Raw genomic sequence first — 17812 nt, 5'->3', positions numbered from 1 at the left:
AATGATAGGATAGTAGTAAGAACATGCTTCCCAGAAAGGCTTATGATGACTGATTTTTACACCAAACTGACCCAAATCCGCCACTACCTCCACCAGCACCCTGAGGTGTCTGAGGAGGAGATTGCCACCACGGCTTTCTTGAGAGACCAGCTGACCCAGCTGGGTATTCGTATTCTGGACCTACCCTTGAAAACTGGCCTGGTGGCTGAGATTGGTCAGGGCTTGCCGATTATTGCCCTACGAGCTGATATTGATGCCCTGCCCATTGTCGAAAAGACTGCTCTGCCCTATGCTAGCCAGAACCAGGCTATGCATGCCTGCGGGCACGACATGCACATGACCAGCCTCTTGGGAGCAGCTCAGCTATTGCACCAAAACGAAAAGGACCTCAAGGGTACGGTGCGGCTGATCTTTCAACCGGCCGAGGAGGTGTCCAAGGGGGCCTACAGCGTGATTGCGGCGGGCGGTCTGGACGGGGTGTCCGCCATCATCGGCTACCACAACATGCCCCAGTTGCCGGTCGGGACCATCGGCCTGCGGTCCAAGGCCATCATGGCGGGCGTGGAGAAGTTTCGGGTGACCGTGACGGGTGACAGCAGCCATGCGGCCAAGCCTGAGATGGGTGTGGACGCGGTTCTGACCATCACCAGCATGGTCAACAACCTCCAAACCATCGTGTCTCGCACGGTGTCTGCCTTTGACCAGGCGGTCCTGTCCGTCACCCACATCAGCGTCGGCTCGACCTGGAACGTCCTGCCCAAGGAGGGCTTTTTCGAGGGCACCATTCGGACCTTCACCCCTGCCCTCAAGGCCCACCTGAGGGAACGCTTCACCACCATCGTCGAGACCACGGCTGCCCAGTTCGGGGCCACCGCCCACATCGACTGGGCCCAAACCCCTAGCGTGACCTACAACGACGAGGTCTTGACGCCACTTTTGATGGAAAATAGCAGCGCTTTTGCACCGGTTATGGAGGTGGACCCCATGTCCATTGGAGAAGACTTTGCCGCCTATCAGGAAGAGATACCAGGGGTCTTTGCCTTTATCGGTTCAAACGGTGATCCTGACGCCCCAGACCTCCACAGCGACCAATTTATCCTCAGTGACGACATGCTGCCAACAGCGGTGACCTACTATGTTGAGAGTGCTTTAATGTTATTGGATTATTTGGGGAACTAAAGAAGAGGTCAGGACAAAAAGATTTTGAGTTTTCGAAATCACATACCATTCCTCCTGTTAAAACAACAAAAGCAAAAAGACGAACAAAGAGAGGTTCTGGTTCTCAGAAATCCTTCTTTGTTCGTTTTTAATATTGGAGTTTGGACTTCTGTCCCACCTTCTTTACGATGATTGGAAATAAAAATACTATAGAACGCTACCAACGGTTGTTACTTACCAGTAAACAGGTGAGTAACGGGACCAATTATATTTTTTTACTGTATAGTTTCCTTGTGGCATCCAAGGACCACCGGTATATCGACGTTGAATTTGATATTCGGTATAGGTAATGTTTACTTGCAGGACAATGTTAGCATTTTTCCATGCTGGTACTGGATAACTTGCTCCATGACTAAGTCCTGCACTAACACCTTCCACACTAGCTCCGAGGGTTGACCCGATACTTACAGTTCCTCCATGAGGCCCTCCGTATACCGTTGTTGTCATGTGTTGAGAATTGACGGTTCGGGTGTACTGACGAATCTGAACGGTTCGTTGCTCGGTTGGGTTGTAATACCTTAAACTAATGCTTGATTTCTTCTGTTGCTCAATGAAGAAATTGCGACTAGCTTGGTTAGGAAACTCATAGAGGGCATTTTCGCTTTTGTTAAACAATTTTGTACTGGAGACAATTTCAAAGTCTGTGTTTGGAATTGTATTAGCATTGACAATAGGACTAGCAAATAAAGCAATACCGAGACTGATGATTGCGACTAAACTTTTGATAAATTTCATAAAAACTTTCCTTTCTAAACAGATTTTTTGGTAGCGTTCTCTACAATTTTATTGTATAATGATTAAGAGAAAAAGTCAATTAAAAAGAGGTGGTTGTCATGCTCAAACAAGGTATGTTATTTGTGACTTATAGCTTATCTAGTGTCATTTTGTTGGCGACGAGTTTGCTATTATTTCAATTGAGTCCGCCTTTGGCGACCTTTGATGAGGCATCAGGGGTTAGGGGCTTGATGTGGTTGCACCAGTTACCCAACTATGCTCTACCTTTACTTAGTCTTTTTCTAGCCCTTATTTTTGTTCTTAAAGCTGTTAAAGTAGCAAAAAACTGGAAATAAGGTTCAGTTGACGATGTCAAGATTGGCTCTGTGAAGAGGTTTGGAACAATCGTGACCAGGCCTTTTACTGGAAGGAAGCAGCTGACTGGTCTGTCATTGAGACCCAGGTTGGTCAGGCTTTATCTGACTATCTGGCCCAATGTCAGTTTATGCATCACCTGACCGACTATCAGGCCCTGGCCTATGGCTTTGTAGATGGTGACCTGCACCGTCTCTACTAAGGTGTTCAAACCAGCCCTGGTGCTGGTTTTTTTCAATTCACAACCGATTTTGTTAGCGTTTTCTTTATTTTTTTGGTAAAATGAGGCTAAGGAGGTGTTTGTCATGTTCAAAGACATTATGTGTTTTGTGACCTACTTTATCTCAGCAGTCATTCTGCTGGCGACTAGCTTTATCATCTTCCACTTTGGGACGCCGAGTTTGCCGATGAGTGGAGACGGGACAGGTTTGGTTTTGATCTGGGTTTATTTTAGCCCTCGATTTCTCCTTCCTGTCACTAGTTTGGTGTTGAGTTTAATCTTCTTTAGAAAGGCTAGAAAATCTTATCAAAAATTGAGCTAGGAGGGACTTGTTATGAAGGGAAAATGGGAACTGGGGTCAGCTTTGCTTTACCTTGCCTTGGGTATCTTTTACGCGTTTTCCTCTCCAGGCTATGGTTTGGGTACGGTCATTTGGTGTGGCAATGGTGTGTTGCAATTGTCCTTATTTGCTTTGGCTAACGGTTGTAAAAAGCTGTCGCTAGGTCTTTTTGTCTGCGATGTGGTGAGCTGTTTATTGGTCAGCCTCAGCCTGGCTAACTGGTCTGGTTTTGCCATCAGCATCTGGTGCCTGGTCTTTCCGATTGTCCTGCTCAGCTATTGGCACCGCTATAAAAAAGAGGTGTGATAGATTTTGTCTATCACACCTATAAAATATCTCTACTAGGCAAAGTCCCTAGTTCGTGATAGACTAGGACAATAGAAATGGAGGACAATTATGAACATTAAATCAATCTTTAAAGCGGGAATGCTTGCCTTGGCATCAGGCTTGCTTTTGGTTGCTTGTGGCACAAAATCAGCCGACACAACACCAGCGAGTTCTGCTGCCAACAAAAAAACGGTGACTTTGGCAACTGTCGGCACAACCAAACCATTCTCTTTTGAGAAAGATGGCGAATTGACTGGCTATGACATCGAAGTTGCAAAAGCTGTTTTTGAAGGCAGTGACTATGACGTGACATACCAAAAAACAGAATGGTCATCTATCTTCGCTGGTCTAGACTCAGACCGCTACCAAATCGGTGCCAATAACATCAGTTACAGCGATGAGCGGGCAGAAAAATACCTTTACTCTGCACCAATTGCTACTAACCCGCTGATTTTGGCAGTCAACAAAAACTCAGGCATCAAGAGCTATGCAGACATCGCAGGAAAATCAACACAAGTCGTGCAAGGAACTGCGACTGCTGATATGCTTCAAAAATATAATGAAGCCAACCCAGATAAGCAAACGACAATTGAGTTTACCAAAGAAAATATCGCCCCAATCCTCTTAAACTTGGATAACGGCAAGTATGACTACAAAATTTTTGAAACACAGTCTGTGAAGACGATTGTTGAAGAGCAAGGTCTGAATAACATTGAAATTCTTGAACTTGACCTTGACACTGCACAAAAACCTTATGTCTACTTCCTCTTTGGTAAGGAAGAAACTGAACTTCAAGCCTTTGCGAACAAGCGTATCAAAGAACTTTACGAAGATGGCACCCTTGAAAAACTCTCACAAGAGTTCCTTGGAGGAAGCTACCTGCCAGAGGCTGCTGATATCAAGTAAGATTTATGTCCCTGTTGCCGAGATAGTGCAGGGACTTTTTAGTAATCCGTTATAGTTTAAAACTATAACCAGTCCTAAAATTTAACAATTTGTCAAGTCTTCTGTTTTATGGCATACTAGATACAGTTTTGAAAAGAAAGAGGAAACAAACATGAAAAAAGCGATTAAATTTGCAGGATTAAGCTTGGCTGCTGCTACCTTATTGGCGGCTTGTGGTGCTAAGTCAGAAAACTCAGCAACCGATAAAGAGGCTGAAAAAGTCTTGACCGTTGGTGTGATGTCAAAATCAGACTCTGATGTTGCCCGTTGGGAAGCCATTGAAAAGGCGCTCCAAGCGGATGGCATCACCTTAAAATACAAGGAGTTTACCGATTATTCCCAGCCAAACAAGGCTTTGGCTGATGGCGAGGTCGACATCAACGCTTTCCAACACTACAACTTCTTGGATAACTGGAACACTGAAAACAAGGAAGAACTTGAAGTCATCGCTGAAACCTATATCAGCCCGATTAACCTCTTCTCTGGTACCGCAGATGGCAAAGCCAAGTACAAATCAGTCAGCGAACTCCCAGATGGTGCGACGATTGCTGTACCAAACGACCCAACCAACGAAAGTCGTGCCCTCTACGTGCTTGAAGCAGCAGGCTTAATCAAACTCGATGTGTCTGGAACTGAGTCAGCGACTATCGCCAATATCAAGGACAATCCTAAGAAATTATCCATCAAAGAAGTTGATGCCAGCCAAACCGCACCAGCCCTCCCATCTGTTGACGCAGCTGTTATCAACAACAGCTATGCTGTTCCTGCTGGTGTTGATTACGCCACCTCTCTCTATAAGGAGCAAGCAAGTGACGAGGCAGCCAAGCAATGGATTAACATCCTAGCTGGTCAAAAAGATTGGACTAAATCTGACAAAGCTGACTTGATTAACAAATTAGTCAAAGCTTATCACACTGATGAGATTAAGGCGATTATCGCAGAAACATCAAACAATGTTGATGTTCCCGTTTGGTAAGAACACAATTATCTTGCACGATACAGCAGGCTTGGACTCAGTCCCAGCCTCTTGTCGTTTAACCAACCCAGCCCAGAAAGGATAGGAAATGACCACTACAGCTTCTCAAAAAGAGCTACAAGCATTTGAACAAGACGAGACCACTCAGTTTTACATGGATGTCTTGCGAACGCTCATCTCTAAAAAATCGATTTTTGCCCAGCAGGTTGGTCTAAAGGAAGTCGCCACCTATTTAGCAGAGGTTTTTGAAGATAGCGGCGCTGATGTTCTGGTTGATGACCGCTATACAGCTCCCTTTGTTTTGGCTAAATTTAAAAGTCCTCATCCCGATGCTAAGACGATTATCTTTTATAACCATTATGATACCGTGCCAGCAGACGATGACCAGCCTTGGACTTCTGACCCCTTCACCTTGACCATTCGCCAGGGATACATGTACGGTCGCGGGGTCGATGATGACAAGGGACACATCACATCCCGTCTAACAGCTGTCAAAAAATACCTCAATGAGGTCGGTGACCTGCCTGTAAATGTCATTTTCATCATGGAAGGTGCGGAAGAATCAGCTTCTGTTGACTTAGAGCATTATTTAGAGACTTACCATAACCAACTGGTACCAGCAGACTTGCTAATCTGGGAGCAGGGCATCAAAAACAGTCGGAACCAGCTTGAAATCACTGGGGGTAATAAGGGAATTGTAACGTTTGATTTGTCTATCCAGTCAGCTGATGTTGACATTCATTCCAAGTATGGAGGGGTCATCGAATCTGCCAGCTGGCGACTGCTGGCTGCTCTTCAGAGCATGCGTGCAACTGATGGTCGCTTGTTGATCGATGGGATTTATGACCACGTTCTACCGCCTAACCAGCGCGAGCTAGACCTAGTGAAACAGTACGCACTGGATAATCCTAAGGAACTACAAGACATCTACGGCTTGACCCTTCCCACCCTAGTGACTGAGCAGGAAGCATTTTTGAGACGCTACTTTTTTGAACCATCGTTGACCATTGAAGGCTTAACATCAGGCTATCAGGGACAAGGGGTGAAAACCATTTTGCCCTCAACTGCCTCAGCTAAGATGGAGATACGCTTGGTTCCTGGTCTGACACCAGAGTACGCCCTTGCTTGTGTTGAGAACCATTTGCAAAAGCTCGGCTTTTCCGACATCCTCGTCACCTATACTCTAGGGGAAGAAAGCTACCGTAGCGACCTGTCAGCACTTGCCATCTTACGCTTGATTGAACTGGCCAAAGCTCAATCGCCAGCCGGAGTATCTGTCTTGCCAACCTCAGCAGGAACAGGTCCCATGCACAAGGTACATAGTCGTCTAGGTGTGCCAATTGCTTCTATCGGTATCGGACACCCTAATAGTCGTGACCATGGCGGGGATGAGAATGTTCGTCTGGTGGACTACTATAGTCATATCCAATTAGTTAAGGAGTTAATCGCAAGTTATGAGTCATCCAATTATTGCTCTTGAGCACATTGATATTACCTTTCATCAAAAAAACAAAAAAATCGACGCTGTCAAAGATGTCAGCGTCCATATAAAGCAAGGGGATATCTATGGTATCGTCGGTTATTCTGGCGCAGGCAAATCAACCCTTGTCAGAGCCATCAACCTCCTACAAGTTCCTAGTGCTGGACAAGTAACTGTGGATGGGGATATCCTTTTTGCAGATGGAAAAGTTCAGCTCTCATCTGCTGACTTGCGTAAGAAGCGTCGCAATATCAGCATGATTTTCCAGCACTTTAACCTGATGGCACAAAAAACAGCACGGGAGAATGTGGCTTTTGCCCTCAAGCACTCGCCATTAACCAAAGAAGAACGAGCAAAAAAAGTTGATGACCTCCTAACCTTGGTTGGTTTGGCAGAACGTGCAGACAGCTACCCTGCTCAGTTATCAGGCGGTCAAAAGCAGCGGGTCGCTATTGCGCGAGCTCTAGCAAATGACCCTAAAATCCTAATTTCTGACGAATCGACTTCTGCTCTCGACCCTAAAACAACCAAGCAAATCCTCTCTCTCCTACAGGAACTCAACCAGAAATTGGGACTAACCATTGTCATTATTACCCATGAAATGCAGATTGTCAAAGACATCTGTCACCGTGTCGCTGTTATGCAAAATGGTGAGCTTATTGAGGAAGGAACGGTTTTAGACATCTTTTCTCATCCCAAACAGGATTTGACCAGAGACTTTATCAAAGTCGCTACTGGCATTGACGAAGCTCTGGCTAAGATTTATCAACAAGAGATTGTCAAAAATCTGCCTGCTCAATCAGCTCTCGTCCAACTCAAGTATGCTGGTCAGATGACAGATGAGCCTGTCCTAAACGACATCGACCGTCGTTATCAAGTGACGTCGAATATCCTTTATGGTAATATCGAGATTCTGGACGGTGTTCCTGTTGGGGAGCTGGTCGCTGTGCTAACTGGTGAGAAACTAGACCAAGCGCTCTTGGCCTTGGAAGCTTCTGGTATCACTGCTGTCATTTTGAAAGGACGTGTGTAATATGCTATCATTTCTACAACCAATCGCTCAGCTCATCGAAACCTATCTCCCAAACGTCTATAAACTAGGCTGGTCTGGCGATGCTGGCTGGGGCATGGCTATTTATAACACCCTCTACATGACCTTGATTCCATTTATTATCGGTGGGATTGCCGGGCTCCTCGGGGGGCTGTTCCTCGTTTTGACTGCTCCTGGCGGTGTTTTGGAACACCGTGGTATTCATTTTATCTTGGATAAAATTGCTTCTATCTTCCGTGCTATTCCCTTTATTATTCTCTTGGCAATTTTAGCCCCTCTGACCCGTCTGTTGATTGGAACCACTCTTGGATCTGATGCTGCTAATGTTTCCCTATCGGTCGCTGTTTTTGCCTTTTTCCTAAGGCAGGTTCAAGTGGTCATGGCAGAGCTGGACAAGGGTGTCATCGAAGCCGCACAAGCCTCTGGAGCAACAACATGGGACATCATCTGGGTCTATTTGAGCGAAGGGTTACCTGACCTTATTCGTGTCTCAACCGTCACCTTGATTTCCTTGGTCGGTGAAACTGCTATGGCTGGCGCTATCGGGGCCGGAGGGCTTGGTAATACTGCCATTTCTTATGGTTATAACCGCTTTAACCAAGACGTGACTTGGATTGCCACTCTCTTGATTCTACTCTTGATTTTTAGTATCCAGTTTTTAGGTGACTTTCTGACCAGAAAGATAAGCCATAAATAAAAATTTATAAAAACTCTTCATAAAATTATTATTTTCAAGTCAATTCACGAATAAAAAACTATAAAGCAAGTAGCATGATTAATGGTTGTATGCTATAATAAGTCCAGGAGGATGATCATGAAAAATTAACGCAAGAAGTTCTACTTGACAATTCCTGTTTTTCTGGGAATGCTATTGGCTTCTGGTAAAGTAGCTGCTAATGAAACATCTGTAGAGCAACCACCCGTACCCCCAACCACCGAACCCTCTCAGGCAACAACTATAACGCCTGCTGAATCAAGTACTGTTAGTGAGACGACACCTACGGCCGAAGCTAGTCCTGCTATTGCAGTTCGTGCTGCTGTTGAGACCAGCGCAACTACTCCTGCTTCCCAAGTGTCAGAGGAAAGTGTACCAGCTAGTGGGACTTATACCTTTACTGAGCGAGTTGGGGTCAAGAGCGAGCCTAAGATGTCAGCACCAGACCGAGACTACTACACTGCAGGTGAAAAAGCCAACTATGACAAAACTGTCGAGAACGACAACCATCTGTGGATCAGTTACGTCAGCTACTCTGGCAGTCGTAGTTATGTCCCTGTAAAAGATTTAGGACCATCAACTTCCTCAACACCTACTGAAACAGTCAAACCCGTTGCCGAGAAGGCACCTGCCAAGGTCGAAGTGGTCGGCTACGACGAGTATAAAACCAACTTTACCATCAAGGGCACAGGCACACCTGACACCAAACAGATTGCCCATGTGCGCGCTGCGGTGTGGTCGGCAGACAAGGGACAAGATGACCTCAAATGGTACGAGCCTAAAGTCGTTAACAACCAGGCAAGTGCTACCGTAGACATCGCTAACCACTCAAATACTTCTGATAAGTACACCGTCCATGTCTACACCACCTATACTGATAATCAGACAGTAGGAACAAATTTAGGTGCTTTTGAAGTGATTAAGCCTGAACCTAAGCTGGCAACAATTGAAGTTCAAGACTATCAAGAAAATAAAACCTATTTCACTGTAAAAGTGACAGGCTACGAGAACTCCAAGGAGGTTAAAGATGTCCGAGTCGCTGTTTGGTCAAAAGATAAAGGGCAAGATGACGTCAAATGGTATACTCCAGAGGTTACAAATAACCGAGCAGCAGCAACAATTAGTATTGCCAACCATTCCAATGCTTCAGATCAATACACTGTGCATGTTTATACAACCTACTCAGATGGTAGCACAATTGGAACAGATGCAGGAACTTTTAACATTAAAAAACCTAATCTTGCTACTATTTATGGAACAGACCAAGTGAATAGCGTCTCTGATAGCATCAAAAAGGTTCTTCAGATTGCAGGTGATTTACTCGGTGTTGAAATTGGCGGAGCAGCCCACAAGAAAATCGTTGACGACTACAATGCTGTTTCACCACTACCTGTTGGCTACAAAGTCGCCTATGATGACGATTGGTGCGATGTATTTACTACTGTTGTCTTCCAACGTACAGGCTTATCACACCTGATTGGTCGTGAGTGTGGCGTTGAGCGACACACCAAGATTTTTAAATCTTTGGGTATTTGGAACGAAGATGGTTCAACCACACCTAAGACCGGTGATATCATCACCTTTAACTGGGATCAAAACTATCAAGCTAATGACGGTTTTGCCGATCATATTGGTATTGTTACTCACGTTCAAGACGGTATCATTCATACCATTGGAGGAAATAACGACCAGCAGGTTCGTCGTAGGACATATAAAATTGGTCATGGTAATATCCGAGGACTTGCGCGACCAAACTACAGCTAAGAGTATAACTTTGCCGAATATGCTAAAATCGGCTCTTTGTCAACTGTAGTGGGTTGACCCACTTAACACCGAGAGAGGACAGTACTTGTTTTCTCTGTTTTTGTTGATTGTCTAAATGGTATTTTATACCAATACCCATTAGGATAAGGAGGCAACATCAACTAGAGCGTTATAGCTAAAAACTATAGCTTCTTCTAGTTTTTTTCTATTATCCAAATGTAAAAATCTATGATAAAATAAAAGCTCACAGCAAGAAAGGAGACTTATGTCAAACAATCTATTAGTCCTGCAATCGGACTTTGGGCTGGTGGACGGAGCGGTATCTGCCATGATTGGCGTTGCTTTGCAAGAAGAGCCAACACTTGGTGTCCATCACCTGACTCACGATATCACCCCCTACAATATCTTTGAAGCGTCCTACCGCCTCTTTCAAGCCATCGAGTACTGGCCTGAAGGCACGACTTTTGTGTCTGTCGTTGACCCTGGCGTTGGCTCCAAGCGCAAGAGCGTGGTGGCACTGACAGCAGCTAACCAGTACATCGTCACCCCTGACAATGGTACCCTGTCCTACATCAAAAAGCACGTTGGCATTCAGGCGGTGCGTGAGATTTCTGAGGTGGCCAATCGCCGAGCAAACACCGAGCACTCCTATACCTTCCACGGGCGGGATGTTTACGCTTATACAGGTGCCAAGCTGGCCAGTGGTCACATCAGTTTTGAGGAGGTTGGACCAGAGTTGTCTGTCGATGACATCATCGAATTGCCAGTAGTTGAAACGGTAGTTGACAGCAACCTCGTACGCGGTGCCATCGACATCTTAGATGTTCGTTTCGGTTCGCTCTGGACGTCGATCACACGTGAGGAGTTCTACAGTCTCTCCCCAGAGTTTAATGACCGCTTTGAAGTGACCATCTATAACAACGACATGCTGGTCTACCAAAATCAAGTCACCTACGGCAAATCCTTTGCGGATGTTCGCATCGGTCAGCCGATTATCTACATCAACTCCCTCTACCGAGTTGGTCTGGCGATTAACCAAGGTTCCTTTGCCAAGGCTTATAATGTTGGCGTAGGTCCTCAGTGGCATATTGAACTTAAAAAACTTGAAAACAATTAGGAGAATGTTATGAAAAACAATACTATCAAAACCATCGTTGCCGCAGGAATCGGCGCGGCTTTATTCTTAGTCATCGGTATGGTCATCAATATCCCAACCCCAGTGCCTAATACCAGTATCCAGTTGCAGTATGCTTTGCAGTCCTTATTAGCAATCTTGTTTGGACCTTTGGCAGGTTTCTTTTTAGGATTTATCGGTCACACTCTCAAGGATGCCATGGCTGGTTATGGTCTCTGGTGGTCTTGGATTTTGCCGAGCGGACTCTTTGGTCTGGGACTCGGTCTGTTGAAAAATCAATTTAAGATTGAGCAAGGCATTTTTACCACAAAAGATGCGATTCGCTTTAATATCGCTCAGTTGATTTTGAATGTCCTCGTTTGGGGCGTGGTGGCACCAGTTGGTGACATTCTTTTCTACGCACAACCAGCTGAGAAGGTTTTTGCCCAAGCCCTTATGGCTGGTTTAGCCAATGCCTTTACAGTGGCTATCGGTGGGACGCTTTTACTGTCTATCTATGCGAAAACCCGTACCAAGTCAGGTAGCTTATCCAAAAATTAAGAACGTTGAGCCCAGAGAAAGATTCTTCTGGCGCTCTTTTTGTTCTATCTGGTATAATAGATAAAGATAAAGGAGGACTAGATATGTTACAACCCATTGGACAAACAAATTTGCAAGGCTCACGCGTAGCGCTTGGGTGCATGCGCATGGCCAGCTTAGATATTGAACAGGCTATGACTGTTCTGACTGCTTGTCAAGAGCTGGGCATCAATTTTTTTGACCATGCTGACATTTATGGTGGTGGTGAGTCGGAACGCCGTTTTGCTCAAGCTCAAAAAGCCCTTGGTATCAAGCGAGAAGAAATGATTCTTCAATCTAAATGTGGTATCCGCAGAGGCTTCTTTGATTTTTCAAAAGACCATATTTTTTCTTCTGTCGATGGGATATTAGAGCGCCTTGAAACAGATTATTTGGATATTTTAGCCCTGCACAGACCTGATACGCTCATGGAGCCTGAGGAGGTTGCGGAAGCTTTTTACCAACTCAAAAAAGCAGGAAAGGTGAAACATTTTGGGGTCAGCAATCAGAACCCTCAACAGATGGCTCTCTTGCAAGCTTATCTTGATGAGCCTTTAGCGGTCAACCAACTGCAGCTCTCTCCAGCGCATACACCGATGATTGATAGTGGGCTTAATGTCAATATGCTCAATCAAGCTGGTGTTAATCGTGATAACGGGGTGCTAGAGTATTGCCGCCTCAACAAGGTGACGATTCAGGCTTGGTCACCATTCCAAGTTGATTTGGCAAAAGGTGTTTTCTTTAATCATCCAGATTATCAGGACCTCGTGGCAACGCTTGACCAATACGCCCAGCAGTTTGGTGTGTCGCGTGAAGCTATGGTTGTTGCATGGATTCTTCGCCATCCTGCACAGATGCAGGTCCTCATTGGGTCGATGAATCCTGACCGTATCGCTAACATGATGCAAAGTAAGTATGTTGACTTATCACGTGAGGACTGGTATGCCATTTACCGCAGTGCAGGCAATGTGTTGCCTTAATCCTCAAATCAGTTGAACAACAAGAAACAGTCAATCCCCAGATGTCATGCCTCTGGGGGGATTGACTGTTTAGACTTCGATATAGTCTCTTAATGCCTGACCAGACAGCCCTGCATTGATAGCAATGAGTAATTTCAAGCGAGCTTTCTGCGCATTGAGTTCTTTGACGAAAAGGACTCCTTTGCCAGCAAGTTCTACCCCACCGCCTTCATAACCGTAAACAGGTTCTGCGATGCCGTTGAAACAACGAGATACCAAAACGATGGGAATTTGTCTTTGCAATAGCTTGTCAAGCTGTCGGCTAGCTTCTGGTGGTAGGTTCCCTGCCCCCATAGCCTCAATCACCACGCCTGATACTTGGTCAGGATCCAGCAAGCTAAAGAGCTCACCAGTCATGCCTGCATAGGCTTTAATAATAGGGACAAGCCCTTTGACCTGTTTGAGGTCAAAGCGGACACGCTGTTCAGCTGCTTTGAAAAAGAGGATATCATGTTTCATGATGACCCCCAACGGACCATGGGTCGGTGTTTGAAAAGTTGAAACATTGGTGGTATGAGTTTTAGTCACATATTTTGCTGCATGGATTTCATCATTCATCACCACTAAGACACCCTTGTCAGCACTCTTGTCATGACTGGCAACCCGCAGGGCACTGAGAAAGTTATAAACCCCATCGCTGCCGAGTTCGTTTGAACTGCGCATGGCACCTGTCAACACGATAGGAATCTGCGGTATCGCCATGGTATCAAGGAAATAAGCCGTCTCTTCCAAGGTATCTGTGCCGTGGGTAATCACAACTCCGTCAATCTGCTCTGCCATTTCTCTAATTAAGCCATAAAGCTGAATCATATGGTCACAAGTGATATGGGGGCTGGGCAAATGAAAGGGCTCACGGTTAATCAACTCAATCCCCTCTAAAGACGGGCTGACCTCTAGCATGGGATTGACTGCTTCGGGGCGGATCTGACCTGAGCTATCGGCAGTCATGGAAATAGTCCCACCAGTATGAATGACGAGTATTTTTTTCATGAAAAATGGTTACGCTTTCTACTAAAATGTGCTATACTTAATTGTAACATATCATTGAGAGAAAGGTGGCGAATTTTGGCGATAAAAGCAGTATTTTTTGATATTGATGGCACGCTGATGACAGATACCAAACGGGTACAAAAATCAACGGTCAAGGCCATCAAAGAGCTGAAAAACCAGGGGATCCTAGTGGGTCTAGCAACAGGACGAGGTCCAGCCTTTGTCGCTCCTTTCATGGAGAATTATGGTCTTGATTTTGCGGTGACCTATAACGGTCAGTATGTGCTGACCCGAAATGAGGTCATCTATGCCAATCCCTTACCTAAATCAACAGTTTTCAAACTCATGTCTTATGCCCAAAAAAGGCGCATGGAGGTGTCTTTGGGAACAGCTTCTGGTTTAGTCGGCTCTGGTTTGATTCACTTGGGCACCAGCTCAAAAGCACAGGTTCTCAGCCATATCATTCCCAAACAGTGGGCTAAGGCAGTTGAGCGCAGCTTTAAGCACATTTTCCGTCGTCTGAGGCCACAAAACTATGATAAATTAACCCTGCTCGCCCGTGAAACGATTTTCCAGATTGTGGTCGTAGCGACAACTGATAAAACAGCTGAGCTGGAACAGGCTTTCCCAGAAATCACTATCACCAGAAGCAGTTCTTATTCTGCTGATTTAATCAGTAAAGGGCAATCCAAACTACGAGGGATTTGTCGCTTGGCGGAGCATTTTGATTTTGATTTGTACGAAGTTATGGCTTTTGGAGATTCTGACAACGATATGGAAATGTTATCCAGTGTCGGTGTTGGTGTTGCCATGGGAAATGCCCAAGCAACTCTAAAGGCTATTGCACATCATATCACCTCAGACAACAACACCAACGGTATCGCCAAGGCGCTGTGGCATTATGGGCTGATTCAACTGGAAGAGGGCGAACATTTTCGTTCAGCGGATGACAATTTTAACAAGGTTAAAGCTTTCCACCAGATGGTTGATGGGATGACGCACGAAATGCCTAGGCTCTACCAGCTGACTGAAGCTGGGCATCGAGCTGACTTTATGATAGAAGAACTGGTGGAGTTTCTCCATGCCAGCAGCCAGGGAGATGAAGTAGCCTTTGATGCTGCAGTCGCTGATCTACACAAGGCTTTAGAACGAGCGACCGATAAGGTGAAAAAAACGTCTCAAACCAGCTCACCTCTTGTTGGTCAAGTTGATGCTCTGGCTGACTTGCTCTATTTGACCTACGGCTCCTTCGTCTTGATGGGAGTCGACCCTAAGCCTATCGTTGACACTATTCATGCGGCCAACATGGGAAAAATTTTTCCTGATGGTCAAGTGCATCGTGACCCAATAACCAATAAGGTACTCAAGCCAGATGATTGGCAGGAACGTTGTGCTCCTGAACCAGCCATCAAAAAAGAACTAGATAGACAGATGCAAAAGGCACTGAAGCATCAATCCCGAACAGGGAAACAGCAAAAATAAGAGGCAGACTTCTCAAATCCTATGGAGACATGAACGTCTGTCTCTCTTTTTGCAATTTTTTTGCGAATACCTTATAATGGATAACAATGAAGACCAATCAAAAAGGAGTAGGCATGAACACACGTGGATTTGAGTTAGTCAGCTGTTTTACTGATGAGACCCTTTTGCCCAAACGCGAAACCGCCCACGCGGCAGGTTATGACCTAAAAGCGGCAGAGACAACCGTCATTGAGGCAGGGGAAATTGTATTGGTCCCTACAGGGGTCAAGGCTTATATGCAGGCAGGCGAGGTGCTGTATCTCTATGATCGCTCGTCCAATCCTCGCAAGAAAGGCTTGGTCTTGATTAACTCGGTCGGGGTCATTGACAGCGATTACTATGGCAATCCAGCCAATGAGGGACACATCTACGCCCAGATGAAAAATATCACTGACCAGACTGTGACCGTTGAAGCGGGCGAGCGTATTGTGCAAGCAGTCTTTGCGCCCTTTTTACTGGCAGACGGTGATGTGGCGACAGGTCAGCGAACAGGCGGTTTTGGTAGTACAGGAGATTAGTGATGCAAACGATGCCCTTTCAGCCTCAGGCTTGTCAAGGCTATCATACAATCTTTCAAAGAGGTATCGGTGGCTTCCTATACTTGGGATTTTTGCCCGATGGCGACAGACTTCTCTGTATTTCAAGTCAATACCTCTCACTCATTAACTTGCTAACTGGTGAGGTTCGAGAGATTGATGGCGACTATGATGAGGAGTCTCTCTTGGCTTATGGTGAGGGTATGGCACAGCCTATTGACATTGTAGGACAGACTGGCGGATCCTTACCTTTGACCAACCAAGAAGAGGTAACTGTTTCTGCCTCTATTGATAGCACAGGAGCTTATCCGATTTGTTCGATAGTTTGGCAAATAGCAGAGCAGCCGCCTTACTTGATATTTGAATCTTATCTCCCCTATGTTTATGGCTTTAGCCCGGATGGGAGATACTATGTTCATGCTGATGACGGTGGCTTAACCGTTTTACGAAAAAAGGAGGAGTCGAGTGGCTAAGAAAAAATCGACCTTTATTTGTGAGGCCTGTGGTTACCATTCACCAAAGTATCTAGGACGGTGTCCTAATTGCTCCAACTGGGCTTCCTTTGTGGAAGAAGTTGAGGTAGCCAAGGTCAAAAATGCCCGTGTCAGCTTAACAGGCGAAAAAACCAAGCCTGTCAAGCTCAACCAAGTCACCTCAAGCACGGTCGACCGCACTAAGACTGACATGGAAGAATTCAACCGTGTACTGGGTGGAGGGGTTGTGCCTGGCAGCCTCGTCCTCATCGGTGGCGACCCTGGGATCGGTAAGTCGACCTTGCTCCTCCAAGTCTCCACCCAGCTGGCCAGCAAGGGCACCGTACTCTACGTCTCTGGGGAGGAGTCTGCAGAGCAGATTAAGCTGAGGAGCGAGCGTTTGGGCGACATAGACAACGAGTTTTACCTCTATGCCGAAACTAATATGCAGAGCATCCGAGCCGAAATCGAGAAGCTCCAGCCAGATTTTTTGATTATCGACTCCATCCAAACCATCATGAGCCCAGATGTAGGGAGCGTTCAGGGCTCTGTCTCTCAGGTGCGTGAGGTGACGGCAGAACTGATGCAGCTGGCTAAGACCAATAACATCGCGACCTTTATCGTGGGGCATGTGACCAAGGAAGGGACACTGGCTGGACCACGGATGCTGGAGCACATGGTGGACACCGTGCTCTATTTTGAAGGGGAGCGCCAGCACACCTTTCGGATCCTGCGGGCGGTTAAAAACCGCTTTGGCTCGACCAATGAAATCGGCATTTTTGAGATGCAATCAGCTGGACTGGTCGAAGTTCTCAACCCCAGTCAAGTCTTTCTGGAAGAGCGCCTAGACGGGGCGACAGGCTCTGCGATTGTCGTGACCATGGAAGGAACGCGACCAATCCTAGCGGAAGTGCAGGCTCTAGTGACCCCAACTGTTTTTGGCAATGCCAAGCGCACCACCACTGGACTAGACTTTAACCGTGTCAGCCTGATCATGGCGGTGCTGGAGAAGCGTTGTAACCTGCTTTTGCAAAATCAGGATGCCTACCTCAAGTCGGCAGGCGGTGTCAAGCTAGATGAGCCTGCTATCGACCTGGCTGTTGCTGTCGCCATTGCTTCCAGCTACAAGGACAAGCCGACGGACCCGCAAGAGTGCTTTATCGGGGAAATCGGTCTAACCGGTGAAATCCGTCGGGTCAACCGCATCGAGCAGCGGATTAACGAGGCTAGCAAGCTCGGCTTCACACGAATCTATGCCCCCAAAAATTCCTTGACAGGGCTCAAATTGCCCAAGGGAATTGAGGTTATCGGAGTCATGACGGTCGGTGAAGTGCTGAAAAAAGTATTTAGCTAAGATAAAAAAGACCTCGCAAGGTCTTTTTTTGGCTCTATAATTTCTGTAGTGGGTAAATCCACCATGGAGATTATAGAGCCTTTTGAGTGTAGAAAAAAAGT

Annotated in this window: 19 protein-coding genes; 17 read left to right on the top strand and 2 right to left on the bottom strand. The window is 46.1% G+C overall.

Annotated features, from left to right (window positions below):
* Positions 1–42: 42 nt before the first annotated feature.
* Positions 43–1179 carry an amidohydrolase gene (locus tag ACERC8_RS07105; protein ID WP_373659200.1) on the top strand — a complete coding sequence of 379 codons (1137 nt, stop codon included), beginning with the start codon at positions 43–45 and terminating at the stop codon, positions 1177–1179.
* Positions 1180–1392: 213 nt separating this feature from the next.
* On the opposite strand, the gene ACERC8_RS07100 is transcribed toward ACERC8_RS07105, so the two are convergent.
* Positions 1393–1953 carry a hypothetical protein gene (locus ACERC8_RS07100; protein ID WP_373659199.1) on the bottom strand — a complete coding sequence of 187 codons (561 nt, stop codon included), beginning with the start codon at positions 1951–1953 and terminating at the stop codon, positions 1393–1395.
* A 98-nt stretch (positions 1954–2051) separates the two neighbouring features.
* Here ACERC8_RS07100 and ACERC8_RS07095 point away from each other — a divergent pair, with 98 nt between their 5' ends.
* The 12 genes from ACERC8_RS07095 to ACERC8_RS07040 all read left to right on the top strand — a co-directional run bounded on the left by ACERC8_RS07095 (position 2052) and on the right by ACERC8_RS07040 (position 12798).
* Positions 2052–2288: a hypothetical protein gene (locus ACERC8_RS07095; RefSeq protein ID WP_373659198.1), complete on the top strand. Its 237-nt coding sequence runs from the start codon at positions 2052–2054 to the stop codon at positions 2286–2288.
* A gap of 324 nt (positions 2289–2612) precedes the next feature.
* Entirely contained in the window at positions 2613–2849 is a 237-nt protein-coding gene (locus ACERC8_RS07090) for a hypothetical protein (RefSeq protein WP_373659197.1), read from the top strand.
* Positions 2850–2861: 12 nt separating this feature from the next.
* Positions 2862–3173 carry a hypothetical protein gene (locus tag ACERC8_RS07085; protein ID WP_373659196.1) on the top strand — a complete coding sequence of 104 codons (312 nt, stop codon included), beginning with the start codon at positions 2862–2864 and terminating at the stop codon, positions 3171–3173.
* A 90-nt stretch (positions 3174–3263) separates the two neighbouring features.
* The gene (locus ACERC8_RS07080; RefSeq protein ID WP_373659195.1) at positions 3264–4100 is read left to right on the top strand and encodes an amino acid ABC transporter substrate-binding protein; all 837 of its coding nucleotides are present in this window, start codon (positions 3264–3266) and stop codon (positions 4098–4100) included.
* A 151-nt stretch (positions 4101–4251) separates the two neighbouring features.
* A complete protein-coding gene (locus tag ACERC8_RS07075) occupies positions 4252–5115 on the top strand; it encodes a MetQ/NlpA family ABC transporter substrate-binding protein (RefSeq protein WP_373659194.1) in 864 nt (287 codons plus the stop codon).
* Positions 5116–5203: 88 nt separating this feature from the next.
* On the top strand, positions 5204–6595 hold the full coding sequence (locus ACERC8_RS07070) for a M20/M25/M40 family metallo-hydrolase (RefSeq protein ID WP_373659193.1): 1392 nt from the start codon (positions 5204–5206) through the stop codon (positions 6593–6595).
* Entirely contained in the window at positions 6570–7628 is a 1059-nt protein-coding gene (locus ACERC8_RS07065; protein WP_373659192.1) for a methionine ABC transporter ATP-binding protein, read from the top strand. The genes ACERC8_RS07070 and ACERC8_RS07065 overlap by 26 nt, the downstream gene beginning before the upstream one ends.
* Positions 7629–7650: 22 nt before the next feature.
* Positions 7651–8343 (top strand): methionine ABC transporter permease, encoded by a 693-nt coding sequence (locus ACERC8_RS07060; RefSeq protein WP_373659211.1) that lies wholly within the window; start codon positions 7651–7653, stop codon positions 8341–8343.
* Between the two features lie 144 nt (positions 8344–8487).
* Positions 8488–10125, top strand: a complete 1638-nt coding sequence (locus tag ACERC8_RS07055) for a GBS Bsp-like repeat-containing protein (protein ID WP_373659191.1) — start codon at positions 8488–8490, stop codon at positions 10123–10125.
* Positions 10126–10390: 265 nt separating this feature from the next.
* Positions 10391–11242 (top strand): S-adenosyl-l-methionine hydroxide adenosyltransferase family protein, encoded by an 852-nt coding sequence (locus ACERC8_RS07050; RefSeq protein ID WP_373659190.1) that lies wholly within the window; start codon positions 10391–10393, stop codon positions 11240–11242.
* A 9-nt stretch (positions 11243–11251) separates the two neighbouring features.
* Positions 11252–11800, top strand: coding sequence for an ECF-type riboflavin transporter substrate-binding protein (locus ACERC8_RS07045; protein WP_373659189.1), 549 nt, complete (start codon positions 11252–11254; stop codon positions 11798–11800).
* 83 nt (positions 11801–11883) lie between these two features.
* Entirely contained in the window at positions 11884–12798 is a 915-nt protein-coding gene (locus ACERC8_RS07040; protein WP_373659187.1) for an aldo/keto reductase family oxidoreductase, read from the top strand.
* 69 nt (positions 12799–12867) lie between these two features.
* Here ACERC8_RS07040 and ACERC8_RS07035 read toward each other — a convergent pair whose 3' ends face one another.
* Positions 12868–13827, bottom strand: a complete 960-nt coding sequence (locus ACERC8_RS07035; RefSeq protein WP_373659186.1) for an asparaginase — start codon at positions 13825–13827, stop codon at positions 12868–12870.
* A gap of 75 nt (positions 13828–13902) precedes the next feature.
* Here ACERC8_RS07035 and ACERC8_RS07030 point away from each other — a divergent pair, with 75 nt between their 5' ends.
* The 4 genes from ACERC8_RS07030 to radA all read left to right on the top strand — a co-directional run bounded on the left by ACERC8_RS07030 (position 13903) and on the right by radA (position 17711).
* Positions 13903–15309 carry a Cof-type HAD-IIB family hydrolase gene (locus tag ACERC8_RS07030; RefSeq protein ID WP_373659185.1) on the top strand — a complete coding sequence of 469 codons (1407 nt, stop codon included), beginning with the start codon at positions 13903–13905 and terminating at the stop codon, positions 15307–15309.
* Between the two features lie 113 nt (positions 15310–15422).
* Entirely contained in the window at positions 15423–15866 is a 444-nt protein-coding gene (locus tag ACERC8_RS07025) for a dUTP diphosphatase (RefSeq protein WP_373659184.1), read from the top strand.
* Between the two features lie 2 nt (positions 15867–15868).
* Positions 15869–16357 carry a hypothetical protein gene (locus ACERC8_RS07020; RefSeq protein WP_373659183.1) on the top strand — a complete coding sequence of 163 codons (489 nt, stop codon included), beginning with the start codon at positions 15869–15871 and terminating at the stop codon, positions 16355–16357.
* On the top strand, positions 16350–17711 hold the full coding sequence (radA, locus tag ACERC8_RS07015; protein WP_373659182.1) for a DNA repair protein RadA: 1362 nt from the start codon (positions 16350–16352) through the stop codon (positions 17709–17711). Before ACERC8_RS07020 ends, radA begins: the two co-directional genes overlap by 8 nt.
* Positions 17712–17812: the final 101 nt, after the last annotated feature.

Source organism: Streptococcus sp. E29BA, from assembly GCF_041807805.1.
In the GTDB taxonomy this organism is placed as follows: Bacteria; Bacillota; Bacilli; order Lactobacillales; family Streptococcaceae; genus Streptococcus; species Streptococcus entericus.
The sequence above is the reverse complement of the archived record's forward strand: the minus strand, read 5'-3'. Positions and strand labels throughout refer to the sequence as shown.

Coding starts and splice junctions, on each gene's coding strand:
- ACERC8_RS07105 (WP_373659200.1), top strand. CDS start 43: ATGATGACTGATTTTTACACCAAACTGACCCAAATCCGCCACTACCTC.
- ACERC8_RS07100 (WP_373659199.1), bottom strand. CDS start 1,953: ATGAAATTTATCAAAAGTTTAGTCGCAATCATCAGTCTCGGTATTGCT.
- ACERC8_RS07095 (WP_373659198.1), top strand. CDS start 2,052: ATGCTCAAACAAGGTATGTTATTTGTGACTTATAGCTTATCTAGTGTC.
- ACERC8_RS07090 (WP_373659197.1), top strand. CDS start 2,613: ATGTTCAAAGACATTATGTGTTTTGTGACCTACTTTATCTCAGCAGTC.
- ACERC8_RS07085 (WP_373659196.1), top strand. CDS start 2,862: ATGAAGGGAAAATGGGAACTGGGGTCAGCTTTGCTTTACCTTGCCTTG.
- ACERC8_RS07080 (WP_373659195.1), top strand. CDS start 3,264: ATGAACATTAAATCAATCTTTAAAGCGGGAATGCTTGCCTTGGCATCA.
- ACERC8_RS07075 (WP_373659194.1), top strand. CDS start 4,252: ATGAAAAAAGCGATTAAATTTGCAGGATTAAGCTTGGCTGCTGCTACC.
- ACERC8_RS07070 (WP_373659193.1), top strand. CDS start 5,204: ATGACCACTACAGCTTCTCAAAAAGAGCTACAAGCATTTGAACAAGAC.
- ACERC8_RS07065 (WP_373659192.1), top strand. CDS start 6,570: ATGAGTCATCCAATTATTGCTCTTGAGCACATTGATATTACCTTTCAT.
- ACERC8_RS07050 (WP_373659190.1), top strand. CDS start 10,391: ATGTCAAACAATCTATTAGTCCTGCAATCGGACTTTGGGCTGGTGGAC.
- ACERC8_RS07045 (WP_373659189.1), top strand. CDS start 11,252: ATGAAAAACAATACTATCAAAACCATCGTTGCCGCAGGAATCGGCGCG.
- ACERC8_RS07040 (WP_373659187.1), top strand. CDS start 11,884: ATGTTACAACCCATTGGACAAACAAATTTGCAAGGCTCACGCGTAGCG.
- ACERC8_RS07035 (WP_373659186.1), bottom strand. CDS start 13,827: ATGAAAAAAATACTCGTCATTCATACTGGTGGGACTATTTCCATGACT.
- ACERC8_RS07025 (WP_373659184.1), top strand. CDS start 15,423: ATGAACACACGTGGATTTGAGTTAGTCAGCTGTTTTACTGATGAGACC.
- ACERC8_RS07020 (WP_373659183.1), top strand. CDS start 15,869: ATGCAAACGATGCCCTTTCAGCCTCAGGCTTGTCAAGGCTATCATACA.